Below are 20,466 nucleotides of genomic sequence, written 5' to 3'. Positions count from 1 at the left end.
TCCGGTCACGGGTCCGGCATCTGCCCCAGGCTCAACTGCCACGACACGCCGAAGCGGTCCTGCACCCAGCCGTAGCGGTTGCTGAAGTCATAGTCGCCCACCGGCATCAACCAATGGCCACCCTCGCCCAGTACGCGTGCGGCACGTTCGAACTGCTCGGCGCCGGAACACTCGACGAACAGCGAGATCGACGGTGAGAAGGTGAAATCGTGCACGTCCAGGCTGTCGAAGCACAGGTAGTGGGTGCCACCGAGCAGGAAGATGGCCTGGCGGACCTGCCCGGGCACGCCGGCGCCGGCGCCCTCGGGGTGGCGTTGCAGGGCCAGCAGGCGGAAATCGGCAAAGGCTTCGGCGTACAGGGCCAAGGCGGCCTCGGCCTGGCCGGTGAACATCAGGAAGGGACGGCTGCGCAGCATGCGGTGCTCCTGGTCGACGGGCCGATGACGGCCCACGCGATCAGGATGGCACGGCGGATGTGCAGCCCCCGTGGTAGTGCCGGCCGCTGGCCGGCAGCTTCAATCAGGCCTCGCGCATGCGCCGTGCGATGGCGCTGCTGGCGGCGATCGTGGCGGTCAACGCCACCATCGACAGGAACTGCAGGCGGGTGTGCGACTCACTCAGCAGCAGGCCGAAGATCAGCGCCAGGATCGCCAGTGCACAGCAGGTCAGCCACGGGAAGCCGGCCATGCGGAACGGCAGGCGGGTGCCCAGGCGATCCGCGCGCCGGCGCAGCACCAGCTGCGAGACCAGCGACAGCGTCCACACCAGCAGGCAGGTGGAACCGACGATGTTCAGCAGCACCGGCAGCACACGGTCCGGGAACAGCAGTTCCATCACCGTGGCGGCAAAGCCGAACAGCACGCTGGCCAGCACGGCGATCACCGGCACCTGGCGCGGGTCTGTCCAGCCAAGCACAGCCGGCGCTTCGCGGCGCTGCGCCAGCGAATACATCATGCGCGAGGCGCCGTAGAGGTTGGCATTGAGCGCCGACAGCAGCGCGATCACGGCGATCAGGGTGATGGCGGTACCGGCGCCCGGGATGCGTGCGATGTCCAGCACGGCGGCGAACGGCGACTTCAGCGCCTCGCTGGTCCACGGCACCACGGCGATGATCACGCTCAGCGAGCCGATGTAGAACACCAGGATGCGCCAGGCCACGGTGCGGATGGCACGGGCGATGCTACGCTCGGGGTCTTCGGTTTCGGCCGCCGCCACGGCCACGATCTCGGTGCCACCGAAAGCAAAAACGACAACCAGCAGCGCCGCACCGATCCCGGCCAGGCCCTTCGGTGCGAAGCCACCGTGTTCGGTGAAGTTGCTCAGGCCCGGCGAGGCCACCTGCGGCAGCCACCCCATCAGCAGCGCCACGCCAATGGCGATGAAGGCCAGGATCGCCGCCACCTTGAGGATGGCGAACCAGAATTCGAACTCGCCGAAGTTCTTCACTCCGAGCAGGTTGATCGCGGTGAAGAACAGCATGAAGGCCAGCGCCGCCAGCGGTACCGGTATCGCCGGCCAGACCGTGGCCAGCAGCCCGGCTGCACCCACTGCTTCGGCGGCGATCACGATCACCAGCTGCACCCACCAGAGCCAGCCCACGGTGGCACCGGCGGTAGCGCCCATGGCGTCGGCTGCATACACCGAGAACGCGCCACTGGTGGGCTTGGCCGCCGCCATCTCACCCAGCGCGTTCATCACGATGATCACCAGCGCACCAGCGACCAGATACGACACCAGCACCGCCGGGCCGGCCGCCTGCACACCCACGCCCGAGCCGAGGAACAGGCCGGCGCCGATGGCGCTGCCCAGGCCCATCATGATCAGCTGGCGGGGCTTGAGCGAATGTCCGAGGCGGGACGGCGAAGCGGTCGGAATCGAGTTGGGCATCGGCGGGGCTGGCGGCGGGCTACAGGGGCGACACCTTACCCTGTCCCGTGCCCACGGGGATAGGCACAGCGCAGCAGTCGGCTCAGGCCAGCGCCGGCTCGCCGACGTTCCCGCCGATACGGGCACGATAGGCACGCGGCGAGAAACCGGTTTCAGCCTTGAACTTGCGGGTGAAGGCGCTCTGGTCGCTGAAACCGCAGGCCTGGCCGATGCAGGCGATGCTGTCGTCGCCATGCAGCAGGTGCATGGCCATCTGGATCCGCAGCCGGGTCAGCACCTGCTGCGGGGTCATCTGGAACACCTTGCGGAAGCTGCGCTCCAGCTTCGACAGCGAGAAACCGGTGATGTCCAGCAGGGTCTGCATGCGCACGTTCTCGGCGTAGTGCGCGTTGAGGTGGGCCAGCGCCAGCCGCAGCTGCTCGTACTGGGTGCCGAGGCTGTCCTTCTGGCCGAGGTCGCGGGAAATGCCGATCAGGCCCTCGATGGCCCCATCGACCACCAGCGGGCGCTTGCAGGTCAGGCACCAGCCCGGTTCGCGGTTGGCGAACAGGTGCAGCTCCATCAGGTTCTCGATCACCTCGCCGGACAGCACGCGGGCGTCCTGGTCGACATAGTCCGCGCTGAGGCCGGTCGGGTAGATCTCGGCCGCGGTACGCCCGATCACGTCCTTGCGCGCGCGCAGGCCCAGCCGCCGCAGCATGGTCTGGTTGACGTGGGTGTAACGCCCCTGGCGGTCCTTGATGAAGAACAGCACATCCGGGATGGCGTCGAACAGGGCTTCGATGTCGGCGGGCTCGACTCGCATGCCACAAGCATAGCCGAGGCCCCTTGCCGGTGCGATCACCCTTGCGGGACTTGCGCTTAACGCCGCCAGGCCCACCGTGGGGGCCAGCCCCCACCGGAGAACCGGCCATGCCCCGCGGTGACAAATCCGCCTATACCGAAAAGCAGAAGCGTCAGGCCGAGCACATCGAAGAGAGCGAGCGCGAGCGCGGCGCCAGCGAAAGCACCGCAGAGCGCATCGCCTGGGCCACAGTGAACAAGCAAGACGGTGGTGGCAAGCGCAGTGGTAGAGGGCGCAAGGTGGCCACGAAGAAGGCAGCAAAGAAGACGGTGGCCACGAAGGCCAGCACCATCGCCTCACGCAGCGCTGCCGCAAAGAAGGCGGCGAAGACCCGTGCGGCGAAGAAGACCGTGCGCAAGGTGGCGGCGAAGAAAGCCGCGCGCACCCGCGCGCGCGGCTGAACGCATCGTTCAGTGCGACAACGTCGTCATCCACGCGGCAACTTCGGCTGCCGCTGCATCAGCGCGCGCCTGCAGCAGCAGATGTGGGCCCTCCAACGACACATGGCGGGCCTCGGGCAACAGGGCCTGCAGCTCGGCCACGCTGGGCGGCCACAGCAGGCGGTCCTGCCGGGCATGCAGGCACAGCGTCGGCACTTCGATTCCCGGCAGCAATGCGCGTACGTCGACCCGCAGGGTCGCTGCGGCGCGTTGCCGCAACGTGGTCGCTGGAATCTGGGCCAACGCATCGCACAGCATCGACATGTGCTCGCGGGTGCGCCACCGCCCCAGCAGCAGGCGCGCCAGCAACGCCACGGGAGGCAGAGGCCAGGCCGGCGTCAGCAGGGCTGCGCTGGCTGCCGGCAATGGCACCGGCCGACGCGCAAAGGTCGCGGCAAGCACCAGTCCGCGCAGCCCGGCGGGCTGTCGCGTGGCCAGTTCAACCGCCAACGGGCCCGAGAAGGACTCGGCAAGCAGGATGAAGGGGTGGTGGGGCAGCTGCGGCCAAAGCCATCTCGCAAGCGTGGTGTAATCCTGCCGGCCCTGCGCAGGCAGCGCGAGCGCCTGCGTCGTCAGCCGATGAGCCTGCAGTGCGGACAGCAACGGGGTCGACATGCTGCCGGTGCCATCCAGGCCTGGCAGCATCAGTACGTGCGGCGGCGGGACCGACGTGGCATCACAGCCCTGTTTTTCCTCGCGTCCGGTTCCCATGCCAGCTCCTTTGCTGGCAAGCATCGCCTGGATCGGCAGGCGAGGGAACCTCTTCTTTGGTTCTCCCCTGCTGTGCCGGTCAAGGTTGCGCGATACTGCCGGCTTCGCCGCAGGATGTGGCTACCAGGGAGAGCTGTTGATGCGATGGACCGACGCACTGGCCATGATGGCCCTGATGCTGCCACTCACCACCTTTGCCAGCGATGGCTTTGCGGCATCGCTGCTGGTCACCTCCGACGCCGACTGGCGGGCCAAGTGGGAATCCCCAGCGGACACCACGCCGGACTTCACCGAGGCCAGCGAAGTCCAACTGGGTGGAGAGTTGTTCGTACTGACGTTCCTGTCCAACCCGCAGCTGGGCGAGGATGGTGCAGCGAAGGTCCACTGCGACGTGCGCATGCTGCGCCCGGACGACAGTGCCAGCGTGGATGAGCGCGATGTCCCCTGCTTCACCGCCCGTCTGCCGGGTCCACCCACCCTGCTGTACATGACCAACGCGCAGCTGAAATTCGTCGCCGAGCCCGGCGATCCGAAAGGTACGTGGACCGCGCAGGTGGTGGTCAAGGATCTGCTGCGGGGTGTGAGCCAGCCACTGCAGGCGCGCTTCGACGTCCGTTGAAGGAAGGCCTGCAGATGAAGATGCGACGATTGTTCAGCTGGACCGGCCTTGCGCTGTGCGTGGCCTACCTGCTGTTTACCGCGTGGCTGGTCCACGGCGCGCAGACGGACACCGACCCGAAGGGTACCTACATCCTGATGGCACTCCCCATCACCCTGCAGTCTGCCGCGCTTGATGCCGTCGGCGCAGGCAGCCTGTTGTACGGCAAGCCCTGGTCGACCGCGTATGCGATGCTGGTTCCGCCAACATTGCTGTTGCTGTACGCGGCCGGTTGGTTGATCGAGCGTTCCGCGCGCGGGCGCTAGCGGCACCCAACCGTTGCGTGCAACGACGCCCTGCATGCGGGTCATCGCATGCAGGGCACCATCCAACATCGCGCTTCCGTTGGCTTACGCCGCGTGTGCAGGCACGATGATCTTGCGCGCCCCCTGCTCCAGCTGGAACACCGACACCGACGTGGTCAGTGCATGCGCCTGTTCTTCCAGCGCGCGGCTGGCGGCGGTGGCTTCTTCCACCAGCGCGGCGTTCTGCTGGGTCACCTGGTCCATCTGTACCACCACCTGGTTGACCTGCTCGATGCCGGCGGCCTGTTCCTTGCTGGCCGCGGCGATGTCGCTCATCAGCTGGGTGGTGCGCGAACTGGCCTGGGCCACGCGCGCGATCGCGGCTTCCGACTCAACGGTCACCGCCAGGCCACTCTTCACCTTGGCAGCGGCGTCTTCGATCAGCTCCTTGATCTCCTTGGCGGCGACACCGGCACGCTGTGCGAGCGTGCGCACTTCGCTGGCGACCACGGCAAAGCCACGGCCCTGCTCGCCCGCACGTGCGGCTTCCACCGCCGCGTTCAGCGCCAGGATGTTGGTCTGGAACGCGATGCCGTCGATCACCGTGGAAATTTCCGAGATGCGTGCCGACGACTGGTCGATCTCACCCATCACCGAGGCCATCTGTGCCATCGCCTGTTCGGTCTCGCGCACGGCGGCGCCGGCCGCATGCGCTTCGCTGTCGGCCTGTCGCGCCAGCTCGGCGTTCTGGCGCACGGTGGACGTCAGTTCCTCCATCGATGCAGCGGCTTCTTCCAGGTTGGCCGCCTGCTGCTCGGTGCGGCGCGACAGGTCGTTGTTGCCGGCGGCCAGTTCCTGCGCCGCGTTGTTGATGCTGTCGGCAGCCACCTGGATGCCCCGTACGATGCCGGTCAGCTGCGCGGTGGTGGTGTTGGCGTCGTCGCGCATACGGGCGAACACGCCGTCGTACTCGCCGTCCATGCGTGCGGTCAGGTCGCCGTGCGAGATCGCGCGCAGCACGTCGGAGACATCGGCGATGCTGGCCTGCGAACTGGCCATCATGCCGTTGAGGTGCTCGACCATCGCCTTGAACTGGTACTGGAACGCAGCGGCATCGCCACGCATGCTGAAGTCACCGGCGCGAGCCGCACGGGCCAGTTCGTCGATCTGCGCGTTGATCGCCATCAGGCTCTGCTTCACCGCGGCCAGGGTCCGGGTCAGCGTGCCCTTCTCGCCCGGGTAGTCCGGCAGGTCACGGCTGAGGTCGCCGATGGCGTAGCGCTGCATCACCTCGGCCATCAGCAGTTCCACCTGCACGTGCGATTCGACCAGGCTGTTGGTCGCCTGCACCATGCGGCCGAAGTCGCCCGGGAATGCACCGGCGTCCATGCGATAGCGGATCGCACCCGCTTCGTGCTGCTCGGCCATCTGCAGCTGCGCGCCGATCGCCGCCTGCACGCTCTGCCGGACGCTGGCCATTGCCTCGCCCAGCTGGGTCAGTTCGTCACGGCCGCCAAGACGGAACTCCTGGTCCAGCTGGCCCTTGGACAGGCGCTCGGCCAGGTTCACCGCGCGGGCCAGCGGGCCGGTCAGGCTGCGGCCGATCATCACCGAGGCACCGATGCCCACCAGCAGCGCGACGCCGCCCAGCACCAGCAGCTGCAGCAGGCTGCGCTCACCCAGGCGGATCGCCTCGGCGGCGGCCTTGCGGCTTTCCTTCTCTTCGAAGTCCACGCCATCGGACAGTGCCTTGTTCCAGCCGTTGGCCGCTTCCTGCACCGGGCCCAGGGTCAGCGCCACCGCGCCCGGGTAGTCGCCCTGCTCCATCAGTTCGCTGGTCTGCTTGTTGAGCGGGCGCGCGATGGCACGCTTGGCCGCGATGTTTTCGGCGATGGCCTTGCCGTCGGCGTCGCTGGGCAGCGCCTGGTAGGCAGTCCAACTGGCCTCATAGCGCTTGACCAGGTCGGCGATGCGCTTCTCGTCGCTGCCACGGTCTTCGCCCTGGCGGATCAGCATTTCGCGGCGCACGACCATCATCTGGTTGTTGGCATCGAGCATCTGCGACAGCAGGCGCACCTTGGCCACGCTGACGTCGACCACCTGCTGCATCGCGCGCTTCTGCACGACACTGGCGGTGGCGCCGGTGGCCACCACGGCGGCGACCAGCAGCAGCAACAGGCCAAAGCCCAGCCCAAGACGCCAGGCAACCCTGACGTTCCTCAAGTAGTTCATGGGGGTATCCAAAACGGGGGGGATGCGCCCTTATCGGCCGCGAGACCCAGCATCTTGATAGCGACTGGCGATGCGGGCTGGGGTGGGTTCAGACAGGTGACGAATTTCGCCAGGGAGTGCAGTGGCATTCAGCTTTATCTGCGTCTGTCTCTCAGGCATGCTTCCCAACTTCCTGAATATGGATGTTTCCATGAACTTCATGCCTCTTGCACCGTGGCCACTGACCAAGCAGACCAATGGCTTGATTGCCACCGACAAGGCCTCCCTGGCCAAGCTTTGGAATGACATCGATGAGGCAACGGAACCGGGGCTTTCCGGCTCCATCGGCTGCTACATTTTTTCGATCCGCGCCGGCAAGGGTTCCCTGCCATGGTATGTGGGAATGGCAGAGAAGCAGTCGTTTCGAAAGGAGTGCTTCACTCCGCACAAAATAAATCACTACAACAATGCGATCGCGAGCCGGCGGGGAACACCTGAAATCACGTTGATTCCCAAGTACACCAACGGTGCAAAGCTGGTCAATCCGACCGGGAACACGCACCGTGATATCCAACAGCTGGAGGCGATGCTCATTGGCAACTGCCTTACCCGAAATCGCGGCCTTCTCAATCTTCGCGATACCAAGCTTCTGAGGGAAATGATCGTCCCTGGGCTTCTCAACTCGCCTTCCGGAAATCCCGGTAGCAGTGTCAGATCATTCAAAAGATTGATTGGCGTCTGACCACCGCGTTACAGCCTGTGCATGAGCGATGTTCATCACGCCATCAACCTGCTTTCACGGACCGGCGGCGAGGACATCAGGCAAGGTGAGGGCGCTAGCCACTGGAGCCATGTATGCCGGCATTCCGCCCTTCCTTGCTTGTGCTGTTGCTGTTTGCATCCCCCGCGTTCGCCCAGGCTACACCGTCCGACCTACCCGCACCGATCGCTGAGAGGGCCGGGCCGGAAATCGCCCCGCGCTCGCCGCTGCACGCCCAGGTGCTGCTGGATCGCGCAAATTTCTCCCCTGGCCAGATCGATGGCGAAGTGGGCAGCAACCAGCGACGCGCGGTGTCGGGTTTTCAGGCGGCGCATGGGCTGACCGTAACCGGTGAACTGGATGACGCTACCTGGAAAGCTCTGCAGGCCGATACGATCGCGCCGCTGGCCAGCTACACGCTGACTGCTGAGGATGTTGCCGGTCCGTTCCAGGCCACACCGAAAGGGCCCGCCGCCCAGGCCAAGCTGGAATCGCTGGGCTACGGCAGTGTGGAGGAAGCCCTGGGCGAGCGCTTCCATGCCTCGCCTGAGTTGCTGAAGGTGCTCAATCCCGGCGTGGGTCTGACCGAGGCTGGCAGCCGCATCCAGGTACCCAACATCGCACCGGCGGCATTGCCGAAGGCTGCGAAGATCGTGGTCGACAAGTCCGATTCCACTCTGCAGTTGCTGGATGCGCAGGGCAAGGTGATCGCGCAGGTGCCGGTCTCGTCCGGCAGCCAGCACGATCCGCTGCCGATCGGTGAATGGAAGATTCTTGGCGTGTATCGCGACCCGCCGTTCCACTACAACCCCAAGCTGTTCTGGGATGCGCGCAAGGGCGACAGGAAGGCCACGCTGCCGCCCGGTCCGAACAACCCGGTCGGCCGGGTCTGGATCGATCTGTCCAAACCGCATTACGGCCTGCATGGCACGCCTGAACCCGGCCACGTGGGCAAAACCGAATCGCATGGCTGCGTGCGCATGACCAACTGGGATGCAGTGCGTGTGGCCGATGCGGTGGATACCTCGGTACCCGTGGTGATGCAGGAGTGAGCCTATGCGTCTTTCGCAACTGATCGTGCTGGGTGTTCTGCTGGGGTTGGGTGCTGGTTGGTGGCTGCACCGCGGTGTGGATGAGCCGGTGGCCGCCTCGCTGCCGGCAGCGCCATCGACGGTAGCCACTGCGCCGGCGAAGGAATCTGTAGCGCCACCCGCAACCGCGCCTCCCGCCATCGCCGCGCCGTCAGCCTCGCAGGCTGCGGCTGCACCGCCCGGCCTGCTGTTGCCGGTGCAGGGCATCCAGGCCTCCCAGCTGCGCGATACCTTCACCGATGCACGCAGCCAGGGCCGCGTGCACGATGCCATCGACATCATGGCCGATGCCGGTACGCCGGTACTCGCGGTGGCTGATGGCACGGTGGAGAAGCTGTTCGACAGCGAGCGCGGTGGCCTGACGATCTACCAGTTCGAGCCCAGTGGACGCTGGTGCTACTACTACGCGCATCTGCAGCGCTATGCCGATGGCCTGGCCGAGAAGCAGGTCATCAAGCGCGGAGAGGTGATCGGTTACGTGGGCAGCACCGGCAACGCCAGTGCCGATGCGCCGCATCTGCATTTCGAAGTACACGTGCTGGGAGCGGAAAAACAGTGGTGGAAGGGAGAGTCGATCAATCCCTATCCCCTGCTGAAGTCGGCGGCGCTGATGCCCGGCGCTGCCAGCGCCGCAAAACCAGAGTGAAGACAGCCAACGCGGCCCCTGGAATCAGCAGGAACAGCGCCGCCATCTTCCAGAAGAAGAACGGCCACAGCCAGATGTAATCCAGGTCGGTCAGCTTCAGCAGGTCCAGCGGTGGCTGCAGCTCGATGTCTGCCGCGTGCCCGGCCAGGGCCGGGTCCACCTCCAGCACGGTTACCCGTAGCCATGAGCGGCCGCGTGGCAATGCGTCACCGCGGCCGTAGCCAAAGTAGAACGCCGTGAGGCCGCTGGACTCAACCGAAGCCAGCGCGCGATTGATGCCCTGCCCGGCCACTCCCGAACGTTCCCCTGCACGGAAGTCTCCCTGATCGGTCGGAGTTTCGATGCGCAGCAGCACCTCGGGGTCAGCCTCCGTACCGTCCGCGGCATAGCGCAGGCGCAGCCGCAGTTGGTCATCGATGAGGCGGTAGACGGTGATCTGGGCGGTTGCGCCAGGACTCAGCACCAGCGGCACCGTCTGCGTGCGCGAAGCCAGGGTATTGGCAGCCGCACCCAGCAGCAGTACCAGACAGGCGATGCCCCACAGGCTCCACAGCACCCACAGGGTGATCCGCACGACCGTCTCGCCCTTCACGCTGACATCCTGGTCATTGCGTCGCTTCCCCGCTGGCCCTGGCGACACAGTAACGAAAAAGCCCCGCTTGGGCGGGGCTTTTCCTGTCACCTACGCCGGGCAGCGCCCGGCGCTACCTCAGGCGAACGGATCCTGCAGGACCATGGTGTGGTCGCGGTCCGGGCCGGTGGAGACGATGCTGATCGGGCAGCCGGCCAGCTCCTCCAGCGAACGCAGGTAGGCACGAGCGGCCGGCGGCAGGTCGTCCCAGTTGGTGATGCCGTGGGTGTTCTCGCTCCAGCCCGGGAACTCCAGGTACACCGGGGTGCAGTCTTCCCAGCCCTGCGCGTCCAGCGGCGCGTACTCGGTACGCTTGCCGTTGTATTCGTAGGCGATGCAGACCTTCAGCTTTTCCATGCCATCGAGCACGTCCAGCTTGGTGATGCACAGGCCGCTGATGCCGTTGATGGCCACGGCGCGCTTCAGCGCGACGATGTCCATCCAGCCGCAACGACGCGGACGGCCGGTCGAGGCACCGTACTCGGCGCCGCGGTCACGGATGCCCTGGCCGACTTCGTCGTCCAGCTCGGTCGGGAACGGGCCGCCGCCGACGCGGGTGGCGTAGGCCTTGGCGATGCCCAGCACGTAGTCGATCGAATCGGCGCCGACGCCGGAACCGGCCAGCGCACCACCAACAGTGGTGTTGGAGCTGGTGACGTACGGGTAGGTGCCGTGGTCGATGTCCAGCAGTGCGCCCTGCGCACCTTCGAACAGCACGCGCTTACCCTGCTTGCGCAGGTCGTGCAGGATGCCGGCCACGTCGGACTTCATCGGCTGCACGTATTCGCCGAAGGCCAGCGCTTCGTCGAAGGTCTTCTGGAAATCGACCGCATCGGTGTTCAGATACTTGGTCAGCACGAAGTTGTGGTAATCCAGCGCGGTGCGCAGGAGCTCTTCCAGCTGCTTCGGGTAATGCAGGTCGGCGATGCGGATGCCGCGACGCGCCACCTTGTCTTCGTAGGCCGGGCCGATGCCTCGGCCGGTGGTGCCGATCGCCTTGCCACCGGCAGCGCGCTCGCGCGCCTGGTCCAGGGCGATGTGGTACGGCATGATCAGCGGCGCGGCCGGGGAGATCTTCAGGCGCGAACGCACTTCCACGCCGGAGGTTTCCAGCTCGGCGATTTCCTTCTGCAGCGCGGCCGGCGAGATCACCACGCCGTTGCCGATCAGGCACAGCGCGTCGTCACGCAGGATGCCCGACGGGATCAGGTGCAGGACGGTCTTCTTACCGTTGATGACCAGGGTGTGGCCGGCGTTGTGGCCGCCCTGGAAGCGCACGACGGCGCCGATTTCCTCAGTGAGCAGATCGACGATCTTGCCCTTGCCTTCATCGCCCCACTGGGCACCCAACACTACGACAGACTGACCCATGACGGGCTCCTCGATTTGTTGCGGCCATCGGGGCCGCGGACGGGTAAACCGTGGCGGGGCTGGCCAGCACCTGCAAGGCGGCTCCAAACGGGGAGCGGCCGGCGATGGAAGGCCCAGACACGGAAAAAGCCGAACGGGGAGGCCCGTCCGGCTTTTGTGCATTATCCGGGTTTCCGGGGTCCGCTGCCACCTTTCCGACGGACGGCTTCACCGGCCGGTCAGCCGCCCCGCCCGGTAGTGCCGGCCGCTGGCCGGCAATCCCGGGTTGCCGGCCAGCGGCCGGCACTACCCTTCTAGTGGCGCACCCACCACAGCAGGCTCAGGCCGGCCAGCAGCACCAGTCCGCCGAAGCTGCGCAGGGCCGGGCTGGGCAGGTCCAGCAGGCGTTCGGCCATGCGCTTCCAGGCGAGCGGCGCGACGAACAGGAACAGGCCTTCCAGCACCGCGACCAGGCAGACGGCGGCGAACAGATCTTTCATGGGGAACTCCGGAAAAAGCACGGGGCCCGGCAACTGGCCGGGCCCCGTGGGGTACTGCCCTGCGACCTCAGCGGTCGTTCTTCAGGTACTGCAGGAACGGGTCGTTCTTGTCGAGCACGATCACGCCGTTGCCGTCGGTCATGGAGCCTCGGTAGGCCTCCAGGCTGCGGTAGAACGCATAGAACGACGGGTCGGCAGAGCCGGCCTTGCCGTAGATGCGGGCCGCATCGGCATCGCCTTCACCACGCAGGCGCTGTGCATCACGCTCGGCCTCGGCGATCAGCACGGTGCTGTCACGGTCGGCCTGGGCACGGATGGTCAGCGACTGCTCCTCGCCCTCCGCACGCAGCTTGGCGGCTTCCTGCTTGCGCTGGGCGCGCATGCGCTCGTACACGTCGTTGATCACCTGGCTGTCGGTCGGCAGGTCCACCTGCTTGATGCGCAGGTCGATCATCTGCATGCCGAGGCCAGCCACCGCTTCGTTGATCCCCTTCAGCTGCTCGGCGATCAGCTCGCTGCGGTCGCCGGAGACCAGCTGCTGCAGGGTGCGCGAGTTGATCTGGTTGCGCAGCGAGTCGGTGATGATCGGTGCCAGGCGGGCGTTGGCGATGCGCGGATCGCCGCCGGTGGCACGGAAGTAGTCACCCACGTTGGAGATGTAGCCGATGGCGAAGAAGTCGACGCTGACGTCCTTCTGCTCGGCGGTGAAGTAGCGCGCCGGCGCGGTGTCGAGCACCTGGAAGCGGCGGTCGAAGACCTTCACCGTTTCCACCACCGGCACCTTGAAGTGCAGGCCCGGCTTGATGTCCGAACGCACCACCTTGCCCAGGTTCAGCACCATGGCGGTCTGGTCCTCACGGACCACGTACACCGAGCCGAGCAGGCCCAGCACCACCGCCACGATCACGGCGATCCAGATAGGACTCTTCATCGGCTGCCCTCCTCACGGCCGCTCGGTCGCCCGGTCGGGCGGCCCACCGGCCGGCCCGGATCACGGGAAGCTTCCACCGCTGCACCCGGCAGCGACGGCATCACCACGTCCGGGTTCGCCACTGCGGCCGGGGCCGAGGTGGTGGGACGGGTGTCGCCGGTCATCGGCACGTAGATCAGCTGGCGGCCATCGCCACCGATCACCTTGCGGTTCTCGCTCAGCACCTGCTGCACGGTCTCCAGCCACAGGCGCTTGCGGGTCACTTCCGGGGCGTCCTTGTACTGGGCCTGCAACAGGCTGAAGCGCTGCGCGTCACCCTCGGCCTTGGAGACCACAGCCTGCTTGTAGCCTTCGGCGGTGGTACGGGCGCGCGAGGCCTGGCCTCGGGCTTCCGGCACGACCTTGGCGGCGTAGGCCTGGGCTTCGTTGATCAGGCGTTCCTTGACCTGCTGCGCACCGTTGACCTCGTCGAAGGCCGGCTTCACTTCCTCCGGCGGACGGGCGTCCTGCAGGGTCAGACCGGTCACGGTCAGGCCGGTCTTGAACGCCTTCAGCAGCGCCTGCAGGCGCTCCTCGGCGGCCACGGCCAGCGGGCCACGGTTGTTCAGCACCGCGTTGAGGTCGGCGCGGCCGACTTCCTCGCGCACCGCACTCTGCGCCGACTGCTCCAGCACCTGGTTGGCATCAACCGTGCCGAACAGGTACTGCTGCGGGTCGTCGATGCGGTACTGGACGTTCAGCGAGACGTTGACGATGTTCTCGTCGCGGGTCAGCACCGGCACCTGGATCGAGAAGGTCTTGATCTCGGTGGCGTTGACCTTGGTGACCGATTCAATCGGCCACGGCAGCTTGAAGTTCGGGCCGGGCTGCAGGATGCGCGAGAACTGGCCGAAGCGCAGCACCACGCCACGCTGCTGTTCGCCGATCAGCTGGAAGCTGGAGAACAGCACCAGCAGCACCACGGCTGCCACCACCCAACGCATGATGCCGCCGTCGAACAGGTCCTTCAGCGGCCCGGGCAGTCCGCCCCAGCCACCACCATTGCCACCGCCGCGCGACCCGAACGGCCCGCGTCGATTGTCCTCGGGGCCTTGTCCGCCCTTGTTGCCGCCGGGTGTATTCCAGGCCATGCACGCTCCATCAAGATGTGGGCTGCGGCGCGGGCCCTTCCCGCGGCGCCAGCCGTGAAACCATTACCGATCATACAAGATGGGGCGGATCGGCAGGATCGAAAGGGGGGCGACGGGGTAAGGTGGCGTTTTCCTCGAAGTCAGGCAACGCCGATGGCCCCCACCACCCCGTTCACCGCCTTCCGCATCGAAAACGACGACGCCGGCTACCGCAGCGGCCTGGCCCAGCTCAGGGTGGACGACCTCAACCCTGGACAGGTGCTGATCCGCGCCCACTGGTCCTCGGTCAACTACAAGGACGCCCTGGCCGGCACCGGCAAAGGGAAGATCCTGCGCCGCTTCCCGCTGGTGGGTGGCATCGACGTGGCCGGCACCGTGGTCGCCAGCACCGACCCGGACTGGCGTGAAGGCGACGCGGTGCTGGCCACCGGCTGTGGCCTCAGCGAGACCCGTGACGGCGGTTACAGCCAGTATGTGCGGCTGGAGTCGCGTGCGGTGATTGCCCAGCCGGCCGGGCTGAGCCCGCGCGAGGCGATGGTGCTGGGCACCGCCGGCTTCACGGCCGCGCTGGCCCTGCTGCGCATGCAGGACAACCGGCAGACCCCGGAGCTCGGCCCGCTGGCGGTCACCGGCGCCAGTGGGGGTGTCGGCGCACTGGCGCTGTCGATCTTCAGCCGTGCCGGCTACGCCGTGCACGCGGTCAGTGGCAAGCCGGACCAGACCGGCTTCCTGCGCACCATCGGTGCCAGCGAGGTGCTGCCGCGCGAGGCGCTGGCCGACACCGGCCCGCTGCAGTCGGCGCGCTTCGGCGGGGGCCTCGACAATGCCGGCGGCGCCATGCTCGCCAGCCTGCTGGCGCAGACCGTGCCCTACGGCAGCGTGGTCAGCGCAGGCCTGGCGGCCAGCCCGACGCTGGACATGACGGTGATGCCGTTCATCCTGCGTGGTGTGTCGCTGCTCGGAGTGTCTTCGGCCAATGCACCGCGCCAGCTGCGCGAAGAAGTGTGGTCGCGCCTGGGCACTGAGTGGAAGCCGCAGCACCTGGACCGCATCTGCACCGCCGAGGTTGGCCTTGATGGCCTGCCGGCAGTGTTCGAGCGGATGCTGGCGGGTGGATCGCTCGGCCGCACCGTGGTGCGGATCGACTGAACGTCGCAGGCAGGCGACGGACGGCAGATGCCCCCCTCCCGCCGGTAATGAGCCCGCACTACACTGCGGGCATTACATGGGGAACAACATGGCACGCATTCTGATCGTCGACGACTCACCGTCGCAGCTGTTGGGGATACAGCGCATCGTCGAGAAGCTCGGGCACCAGATCCTGACCGCGACCGATGGCGCCGCCGGGGTCGAAACCGCCAAGGCCGAGCTGCCCGACCTGGTCCTGATGGACGTGGTGATGCCCAACCTCAACGGCTTCCAGGCCACCCGTACCCTCGCCCGCGACGAGGCGACCCGGCATATCCCGGTGATCCTGGTGACCACCAAGGACCAGGACACCGACCGCATGTGGGGCATGCGCCAGGGCGCCAAGGCCTACATCACCAAGCCGTTCTCGGAAGACGAGCTGTCCGAGGTGCTGGAGCGGGTGTTCGCCGGGCAGGGCTGAGATGCGCGCGGTAGTGCCGGCCGCTGGCCGGCAACCACGCATCACCGTTCCGGGTCATGAAATTGCCGGCCAGCGGCCGGCACTACCGCAAGGCGTGCTCAGATTGACTCGCCAAACGCCTTGGCCAGATTCCGGTACGCCTTCTTCTGCGCCTCGTCGGTCGCAGCCGGGGCCACGATCTCGATCTCGACGATCTGGTCGCCGTCCGGGCTGCCCGGCAGGCCACGGCCACGCAGGCGCAGCTTGCGGCCGGCATCGGAGTCGGCGGGAATCTTCAGCTCCACCGTGCCACCCAGCGTCGGGACGCTCAGGCTGGTGCCCAGCGCGGCCTGCCACGGCGTCACCGGCAACGTATAGAGGATGTTGCGGCCATCGACCTCGAACTGCGGGTGGGCGGCGTACTCGACTTCCAGCAGCAGGTTGCCGCCATGGTTGCCCTGCCCGGCCAGGCGGATCACCTGGCCCGGACGGATGCCCTTGGGCACGCGCACGTCCAGCTGCTTGCCGTTGACGGTAATGCGCAGGCTGTCGCCGCTGTAGGCCGCTTCCAGCGGTACCGACAGCTTGGCGCGGGTGTCGCGGTTGGGTGCGTGGCCCTGGCTGCTGAAGCCCGGGCCCGGACCGCCACCGCCACGCTGGCGCGCGAACAGGCTTTCGAAGAAGTCGCTGAAGCCGCCGTTGGGTCCACCACCGCCGAACACTTCCTCGAAATTGAAACCACCGGCGCCACCGTAGTTCGGTGGCACGTTGAACTCCTCGCCCGGGCGATAGCCCTGCGCGCGCAGCTGGTCGTAGGCCGCGCGCTTTTCCGGATCGCGCAGTGCCTCGTAGGCCTCGTTGACCGCCTTGAACTTGTCTTCCGCCCCGGCCTCCTTGCTGACGTCCGGGTGGTACTTGCGTGCCAGCCGGCGGTAGGCGGTCTTGATCTCCGCCTCGCCCGCGCTCGGTTCCACCCCCAGGGTGGCGTAGTAATCCTTGAATTCCATCCAGCTACCTCGATCTGCTTCGGCCGCGCCGGTGGCGCCGCCCCGGGTTCATTCTACGCGCCGGCGATGCTACGCCGCCCCTCGTGCGGCCCCGGTGAGGCCGACTGATCCTGCGCAATGCGGCTGCCATCCCGATGCCCCAGGCTGTGGCTGGAAGCCCCCGCCGCAAAGCCTGAAGATGGGGCCTGCACACGGGTTTTCCAATGTCTTGACGCCCCTGTCCCATCCGGCCCACTAGCCTGCCCCAGCAAGGAGTTCCCCATGACCATCCATGTCGGCGACCGCATTCCGGAAGTGACCCTCAAGCGCATCCGCGAGGGCATCGAAACGCTCGATACGCATTCGCTGTTCGACGCGCGCAAGGTGGTGCTGTTCGCCGTGCCCGGCGCGTTCACCCCGACCTGTTCGGCGCGCCACCTGCCCGGCTACGTCGAGAAGTTCCAGGCGTTCCGCCAGCGCGGTATCGACGTCTACTGCATGGCCGTCAACGACCCGTTCGTGATGAAGGCCTGGGCTGCCGACCAGAGCGTGCCCGACGGCCTGCTGATGCTGTCCGACGGCAATGCCGAACTGACCCGCGCGCTCGGCCTGGAGCTCGACGCCAGCACCTCGGGCATGGGCATCCGCTCGCGGCGCTTCGCGCTGTACGTGGTCGATGGCGTGGTGCGTGCGGCCTGGATCGAGCAGCCGGGCCAGTTCGAGGTGTCTTCGGCCGAGTACGTGCTGGAGCACCTGCCTACCTGATTCCCCACCGCAAGAGGAAACGGCCAGCCATGTCCAGCAAGCCAGCCAAAGCCGCAAAGCCCGCCGCCAGGGTTCCCGGCATCAGCGACCGCAAGACCCTGCGCGAACGCGCCCGGCGCAACATCGAAGACGGTGCTATCACCGACAGCTACAGCGCCGACCGCAAGGTGGTGATCAAGCTGCTCAACGATGCACTGGCCACCGAGTACGTATGCGTGCTGCGCTACTACCGGCATTACTTCATGGCCAAGGGCATGCTGGCCGACGCGGTCAAGGCCGAGTTCCTCGAGCATGCACAGCAGGAGCAGGCGCACGCCGGCAAGCTGGCCGAGCGCATCGTCCAGCTTGGCGGCGAGCCCGACCTCAACCCGGATACGCTGACCGCGCGCTCGCATGCCGAATACAAGGAAGGCAGCGACCTGCGCGACATGGTCCGCGAGAACCTGGTGGCCGAACGGATTGCCATCGACAGCTACCGCGAGATGATCAACTTCATCGGCGACCGTGATACCACCACCAAGCGCATCCTTGAAGAGATCCTGGCGCAGGAAGAGGAACACGCCGACGAGTTCGCCGACCTGCTGGACGGGTGGATCGGGGAATAGGCTTGTAACGCTCCCTGTAGAATCGAGCCATGCTCGACTCGGGAGAAGCAGTCGAGCATGGCTCGACTCTACAAGGGCCTGGCGCTAGCGGAGGACATTGAACTGCACCTGCGTCCACGCGCCATCTGCCGCCAGCGCGGTAAGGGTGTGTGCGCCCGGCTCGGCGAATTCGCGCTGCATCAGCTGCGCGCCGTGGGTCTGCGCGATCCAGCGTCCGTCCAGCAACCAGTCCACTGCCTGCTCGCTGCCCAGCGCGCGCAGTTGCAGGCGCACGCCATGCTCCGAATTCGGCGCACGCGCCAGCGTGGCGCCATCATTGAGGCCGTCCACATGCAGCGCGACACTGGCCTCGCGCCCATCGTCGCGGCAGTCCGGTGACAGCGCCGGCAACTGCGAAGCCTCGCGCGTGGCCTTGGGCAGCCACGGGGACAACAACGCCGGCCAGCGCGCGATCTCTCGCGCGACTTCCTCATGCGGCAAACGGCAATCAGCGGATACACGCAGACCGGTTCGCGCGTCGGCTAGGTAACGCTGCCGCCCCGGCTGCCAGCGCCGCGCCTCGCGCTCGGGGAAGGTCGGCGGCGCCGCGCCGTCCAGCAGATAGGCCGACATCCGACGTTGGCACAGCGCCGCCGGCAGGCCCTCGGCGCGTTCGCCGGTGGGCCAGCAGATGTCTTCCTGGCTGACACTGGCCGGCATCGGTGCGGCCGCAGAATCGCCGCGCTGGCGCGGCAGGCTGTCCACCACCTCGAACATCAGCGGCAGTGCGGTGACCGCGCCGTACTGGCCCGGCAACGGCGTGCCGTCCGGCCGGCCCACCCACACGCCCACGGTGTAATGGCGGGTACTGCCGATCGCCCACGCATCGCGATAGCCATAGCTGGTGCCGGTCTTCCACGCCACGCGCGGGCGGCCACCGACATCGAAGGTGCCGACGCTGTAGCCCGGGCGCGGGTTCGATTCCAGCATCTCGCGCACGATCCAGCTAGCGCCCGGCGAGGCCAGGCGCCGCTCGATCATCGGCTCGTCGTCGGTGTAGCGCACGCGGCCGGCAATGCCGTTGCGGTTGAGCGCGGCGAAGGCGCCGACCAGGTCCTCCAGGCGCGCACCGGTGCCACCCAGGATCAGCGACAGGTTGGGCGTGCTGCCCGGTGGGAAGCGCAGCTGGATGCCGGAGTGCGAAAGCCGCGCAGCAAAGCGCGCGGCCCCAACCCGCTGCAGCAGGTCCACCGAGGGCACGTTGAGCGACAGCCGCAATGCGCTGGAGGCGCCAATCGGCCCGTTGAAGGCCATGTCGAAGTTGCCGGGGCGGTAGCTGCCGAAACTCTGCGGCGCATCAACCAGCAGGCTTTCCGAATGGATCAGGCCATCGTCCAGCGCCATTGCATACAGGAACGGCTTGAGCGTGGAGCCCGGCGAACGCCAGGCCTGCACCATGTCCACGTGGCCCAGCCGCTGGCGGTCACCGAACGCCAAGGTGCCGACATAGGCACGCGCCTGCAGGGTCCGGTTGTCGACCACCAGCAAGGCGGCCGAGGTGCGCTCGGGCAGCGTCGAGAAATAGCTGGCCACGCGTTCTTCCAGCGTGCGCTGCAGGCCGATGTCGATGCTGCTCTGGATGCGTGCCTGGCCGGGGTACGCCGAGTGCAGTCGCTGCGCCAGCAGTGCGGCATGCAGTGGCGGCCGCAGCGAGCGCGCCACCACGTTCTCGATGCGCGCATCCTCCACTTCCTCCGGCGTCCACGCGCCCAGTTCGGCCATGCGTGACAGCACCTTGTCGCGCGCCTTCTGCGCGGCTTCCGGATGGCGGTCCGGGCGCAGCCGGCTCGGCGCCTGTGGCAGCACCGCCAGCAACGCGGCTTCGGCATGCGACAGCTGCGCCGCCGGCTTGCCCAGATAGGCCCAGCTGGCCGCTTCCACGCCCTCGATGGTGCCGCCATACGGCGCGCGCTCCAGATACAGGGCCAGGATCTGCTGCTTGCTCAGGTGCACTTCCAGCTGCACCGCGCGCAGCATCTGCTTGAGCTTTCCCCAGGGCGTGCGCGTATGCGGGTCGAGGATGCGGGCGACCTGCATGGTCAGGGTCGAGCCACCGGAAACAATGCGGCCGCCGCGCAGCAGCTGGCCGCTGGCACGCAGGATCGCCAGCGGGTTGATGCCCGGATGACGCCAGAACCAGCGGTCTTCGTAGGTCAGCAGCGCCTGCAGGTACAGCGGCGAGACACTGTCGATCGATGCCGGGTAGCGCCACACGCCCTCGGCATCGGCAAACGCGCGCAATGGCGTGCCGTCGGCAGCCACCACCAGGGTGCTGGTATCGCGCTGCTTCGGCAGCGGCGGCGGGAAGGCGAAATCCAGCACCAGCAGCAGCGCCAGCGCGGCGGCCGTGCCCCAGCGCAGCCACGGCCACAGCGGCCGCAGCCGGCGGCGCAGGGCCGCCAGCCGGGTCGTCGTCGTGTTTCTCATTGCAGCGTGCCGGATTGGAGC

22 protein-coding genes are annotated in these 20,466 nt (G+C 67.2%); 10 read left to right on the top strand and 12 right to left on the bottom strand.

The annotated features are described in order from the left end of the window. Window positions 1-5 precede the first annotated feature (5 nt). The 3 genes from BKE09_RS17440 to BKE09_RS17430 all read right to left on the bottom strand — a co-directional run bounded on the left by BKE09_RS17440 (window position 6) and on the right by BKE09_RS17430 (window position 2,692). Window positions 6-416, bottom strand: coding sequence for a VOC family protein (locus tag BKE09_RS17440; RefSeq protein ID WP_005418291.1), 411 nt, complete (start codon window positions 414-416; stop codon window positions 6-8). Between the two features lie 103 nt (window positions 417-519). Next, entirely contained in the window at window positions 520-1,887 is a 1,368-nt protein-coding gene (locus BKE09_RS17435; RefSeq protein WP_075676936.1) for an amino acid permease, read from the bottom strand. An 82-nt stretch (window positions 1,888-1,969) separates the two neighbouring features. Continuing rightward, window positions 1,970-2,692 (bottom strand): AraC family transcriptional regulator, encoded by a 723-nt coding sequence (locus tag BKE09_RS17430; RefSeq protein WP_014038112.1) that lies wholly within the window; start codon window positions 2,690-2,692, stop codon window positions 1,970-1,972. 107 nt (window positions 2,693-2,799) lie between these two features. Between BKE09_RS17430 and BKE09_RS17425 the strand changes: the two genes are divergently transcribed. Then, entirely contained in the window at window positions 2,800-3,132 is a 333-nt protein-coding gene (locus BKE09_RS17425; RefSeq protein WP_075676934.1) for a hypothetical protein, read from the top strand. Between the two features lie 9 nt (window positions 3,133-3,141). Here the strand turns inward: BKE09_RS17425 and BKE09_RS17420 are convergent, their stop codons facing one another. After that, a complete protein-coding gene (locus BKE09_RS17420; protein ID WP_075676932.1) occupies window positions 3,142-3,882 on the bottom strand; it encodes an alpha/beta hydrolase in 741 nt (246 codons plus the stop codon). A gap of 139 nt (window positions 3,883-4,021) precedes the next feature. Here BKE09_RS17420 and BKE09_RS17415 point away from each other — a divergent pair, with 139 nt between their 5' ends. Continuing rightward, window positions 4,022-4,501 (top strand): hypothetical protein, encoded by a 480-nt coding sequence (locus BKE09_RS17415; protein ID WP_075676930.1) that lies wholly within the window; start codon window positions 4,022-4,024, stop codon window positions 4,499-4,501. 14 nt (window positions 4,502-4,515) lie between these two features. Then, on the top strand, window positions 4,516-4,806 hold the full coding sequence (locus tag BKE09_RS17410; protein WP_075676928.1) for a hypothetical protein: 291 nt from the start codon (window positions 4,516-4,518) through the stop codon (window positions 4,804-4,806). An 84-nt stretch (window positions 4,807-4,890) separates the two neighbouring features. Here BKE09_RS17410 and BKE09_RS17405 read toward each other — a convergent pair whose 3' ends face one another. Then, window positions 4,891-7,017, bottom strand: coding sequence for a methyl-accepting chemotaxis protein (locus BKE09_RS17405; protein WP_075676926.1), 2,127 nt, complete (start codon window positions 7,015-7,017; stop codon window positions 4,891-4,893). Window positions 7,018-7,207: 190 nt separating this feature from the next. On the opposite strand from BKE09_RS17405, the gene BKE09_RS17400 reads away from it, so the two are divergent. The 3 genes from BKE09_RS17400 to BKE09_RS17390 all read left to right on the top strand — a co-directional run bounded on the left by BKE09_RS17400 (window position 7,208) and on the right by BKE09_RS17390 (window position 9,493). Then, window positions 7,208-7,738 carry a hypothetical protein gene (locus BKE09_RS17400; protein ID WP_075676924.1) on the top strand — a complete coding sequence of 177 codons (531 nt, stop codon included), beginning with the start codon at window positions 7,208-7,210 and terminating at the stop codon, window positions 7,736-7,738. Window positions 7,739-7,851: 113 nt separating this feature from the next. Then, window positions 7,852-8,808 carry a murein L,D-transpeptidase gene (locus BKE09_RS17395; RefSeq protein ID WP_075676922.1) on the top strand — a complete coding sequence of 319 codons (957 nt, stop codon included), beginning with the start codon at window positions 7,852-7,854 and terminating at the stop codon, window positions 8,806-8,808. A gap of 4 nt (window positions 8,809-8,812) precedes the next feature. After that, the gene (locus tag BKE09_RS17390) at window positions 8,813-9,493 is read left to right on the top strand and encodes a M23 family metallopeptidase (RefSeq protein WP_075676920.1); all 681 of its coding nucleotides are present in this window, start codon (window positions 8,813-8,815) and stop codon (window positions 9,491-9,493) included. Here BKE09_RS17390 and BKE09_RS17385 read toward each other — a convergent pair. The 5 genes from BKE09_RS17385 to hflK form a co-directional block, all read right to left on the bottom strand. Next, window positions 9,423-10,085 (bottom strand): hypothetical protein, encoded by a 663-nt coding sequence (locus BKE09_RS17385; protein ID WP_075676918.1) that lies wholly within the window; start codon window positions 10,083-10,085, stop codon window positions 9,423-9,425. The genes BKE09_RS17390 and BKE09_RS17385 overlap by 71 nt on opposite strands. Before the next feature lie 117 nt (window positions 10,086-10,202). Continuing rightward, window positions 10,203-11,495 carry an adenylosuccinate synthase gene (locus tag BKE09_RS17380; protein WP_075676916.1) on the bottom strand — a complete coding sequence of 431 codons (1,293 nt, stop codon included), beginning with the start codon at window positions 11,493-11,495 and terminating at the stop codon, window positions 10,203-10,205. Window positions 11,496-11,788: 293 nt separating this feature from the next. Further along, window positions 11,789-11,974, bottom strand: a complete 186-nt coding sequence (locus BKE09_RS17375) for a DUF2065 family protein (protein ID WP_075676914.1) — start codon at window positions 11,972-11,974, stop codon at window positions 11,789-11,791. Window positions 11,975-12,041: 67 nt separating this feature from the next. Then, window positions 12,042-12,905: a protease modulator HflC gene (locus tag BKE09_RS17370; RefSeq protein WP_010482785.1), complete on the bottom strand. Its 864-nt coding sequence runs from the start codon at window positions 12,903-12,905 to the stop codon at window positions 12,042-12,044. Continuing rightward, window positions 12,902-14,035 carry an FtsH protease activity modulator HflK gene (hflK, locus tag BKE09_RS17365; protein WP_032127819.1) on the bottom strand — a complete coding sequence of 378 codons (1,134 nt, stop codon included), beginning with the start codon at window positions 14,033-14,035 and terminating at the stop codon, window positions 12,902-12,904. Before hflK ends, BKE09_RS17370 begins: the two co-directional genes overlap by 4 nt. 153 nt (window positions 14,036-14,188) lie before the next feature. On the opposite strand from hflK, the gene BKE09_RS17360 reads away from it, so the two are divergent. Both BKE09_RS17360 and pilH read left to right on the top strand, forming a co-directional pair. Continuing rightward, on the top strand, window positions 14,189-15,184 hold the full coding sequence (locus BKE09_RS17360; RefSeq protein WP_075676912.1) for a YhdH/YhfP family quinone oxidoreductase: 996 nt from the start codon (window positions 14,189-14,191) through the stop codon (window positions 15,182-15,184). Window positions 15,185-15,272: 88 nt separating this feature from the next. Then, window positions 15,273-15,644 (top strand): twitching motility response regulator PilH, encoded by a 372-nt coding sequence (pilH, locus tag BKE09_RS17355; protein WP_005410644.1) that lies wholly within the window; start codon window positions 15,273-15,275, stop codon window positions 15,642-15,644. 98 nt (window positions 15,645-15,742) lie between these two features. Here pilH and BKE09_RS17350 read toward each other — a convergent pair whose 3' ends face one another. After that, window positions 15,743-16,630, bottom strand: a complete 888-nt coding sequence (locus BKE09_RS17350) for a DnaJ C-terminal domain-containing protein (RefSeq protein WP_014038123.1) — start codon at window positions 16,628-16,630, stop codon at window positions 15,743-15,745. Window positions 16,631-16,891: 261 nt separating this feature from the next. Between BKE09_RS17350 and BKE09_RS17345 the strand changes: the two genes are divergently transcribed. Both BKE09_RS17345 and BKE09_RS17340 read left to right on the top strand, forming a co-directional pair. Then, a complete protein-coding gene (locus tag BKE09_RS17345) occupies window positions 16,892-17,374 on the top strand; it encodes a peroxiredoxin (protein ID WP_075676910.1) in 483 nt (160 codons plus the stop codon). A 29-nt stretch (window positions 17,375-17,403) separates the two neighbouring features. Then, window positions 17,404-17,979 (top strand): ferritin-like domain-containing protein, encoded by a 576-nt coding sequence (locus BKE09_RS17340; protein WP_049443020.1) that lies wholly within the window; start codon window positions 17,404-17,406, stop codon window positions 17,977-17,979. 84 nt (window positions 17,980-18,063) lie between these two features. Here the strand turns inward: BKE09_RS17340 and pbpC are convergent, their stop codons facing one another. Continuing rightward, complete coding sequence (gene pbpC / locus BKE09_RS17335) at window positions 18,064-20,445, bottom strand: penicillin-binding protein 1C (RefSeq protein ID WP_075676908.1); 2,382 nt, start codon at window positions 20,443-20,445, stop codon at window positions 18,064-18,066. Window positions 20,446-20,466: the final 21 nt, after the last annotated feature.

It is taken from the genome of Stenotrophomonas sp. TD3 (genome assembly GCF_001939825.1).
Classification (GTDB): Bacteria; Pseudomonadota; Gammaproteobacteria; order Xanthomonadales; family Xanthomonadaceae; genus Stenotrophomonas.
Note: the sequence above shows the minus strand (reverse complement) of the source record. Positions and strands in the feature narration are given on the sequence as shown.

Coding starts and splice junctions, on each gene's coding strand:
- BKE09_RS17440 (WP_005418291.1), bottom strand. CDS start 416: ATGCTGCGCAGCCGTCCCTTCCTGATGTTCACCGGCCAGGCCGAGGCC.
- BKE09_RS17435 (WP_075676936.1), bottom strand. CDS start 1,887: ATGCCCAACTCGATTCCGACCGCTTCGCCGTCCCGCCTCGGACATTCG.
- BKE09_RS17430 (WP_014038112.1), bottom strand. CDS start 2,692: ATGCGAGTCGAGCCCGCCGACATCGAAGCCCTGTTCGACGCCATCCCG.
- BKE09_RS17425 (WP_075676934.1), top strand. CDS start 2,800: ATGCCCCGCGGTGACAAATCCGCCTATACCGAAAAGCAGAAGCGTCAG.
- BKE09_RS17420 (WP_075676932.1), bottom strand. CDS start 3,882: ATGGGAACCGGACGCGAGGAAAAACAGGGCTGTGATGCCACGTCGGTC.
- BKE09_RS17415 (WP_075676930.1), top strand. CDS start 4,022: ATGCGATGGACCGACGCACTGGCCATGATGGCCCTGATGCTGCCACTC.
- BKE09_RS17410 (WP_075676928.1), top strand. CDS start 4,516: ATGAAGATGCGACGATTGTTCAGCTGGACCGGCCTTGCGCTGTGCGTG.
- BKE09_RS17405 (WP_075676926.1), bottom strand. CDS start 7,017: ATGAACTACTTGAGGAACGTCAGGGTTGCCTGGCGTCTTGGGCTGGGC.
- BKE09_RS17400 (WP_075676924.1), top strand. CDS start 7,208: ATGAACTTCATGCCTCTTGCACCGTGGCCACTGACCAAGCAGACCAAT.
- BKE09_RS17395 (WP_075676922.1), top strand. CDS start 7,852: ATGCCGGCATTCCGCCCTTCCTTGCTTGTGCTGTTGCTGTTTGCATCC.
- BKE09_RS17390 (WP_075676920.1), top strand. CDS start 8,813: ATGCGTCTTTCGCAACTGATCGTGCTGGGTGTTCTGCTGGGGTTGGGT.
- BKE09_RS17380 (WP_075676916.1), bottom strand. CDS start 11,495: ATGGGTCAGTCTGTCGTAGTGTTGGGTGCCCAGTGGGGCGATGAAGGC.
- BKE09_RS17375 (WP_075676914.1), bottom strand. CDS start 11,974: ATGAAAGATCTGTTCGCCGCCGTCTGCCTGGTCGCGGTGCTGGAAGGC.
- BKE09_RS17370 (WP_010482785.1), bottom strand. CDS start 12,905: ATGAAGAGTCCTATCTGGATCGCCGTGATCGTGGCGGTGGTGCTGGGC.
- hflK (WP_032127819.1), bottom strand. CDS start 14,035: ATGGCCTGGAATACACCCGGCGGCAACAAGGGCGGACAAGGCCCCGAG.
- BKE09_RS17360 (WP_075676912.1), top strand. CDS start 14,189: ATGGCCCCCACCACCCCGTTCACCGCCTTCCGCATCGAAAACGACGAC.
- pilH (WP_005410644.1), top strand. CDS start 15,273: ATGGCACGCATTCTGATCGTCGACGACTCACCGTCGCAGCTGTTGGGG.
- BKE09_RS17350 (WP_014038123.1), bottom strand. CDS start 16,630: ATGGAATTCAAGGATTACTACGCCACCCTGGGGGTGGAACCGAGCGCG.
- BKE09_RS17345 (WP_075676910.1), top strand. CDS start 16,892: ATGACCATCCATGTCGGCGACCGCATTCCGGAAGTGACCCTCAAGCGC.
- BKE09_RS17340 (WP_049443020.1), top strand. CDS start 17,404: ATGTCCAGCAAGCCAGCCAAAGCCGCAAAGCCCGCCGCCAGGGTTCCC.
- pbpC (WP_075676908.1), bottom strand. CDS start 20,445: ATGAGAAACACGACGACGACCCGGCTGGCGGCCCTGCGCCGCCGGCTG.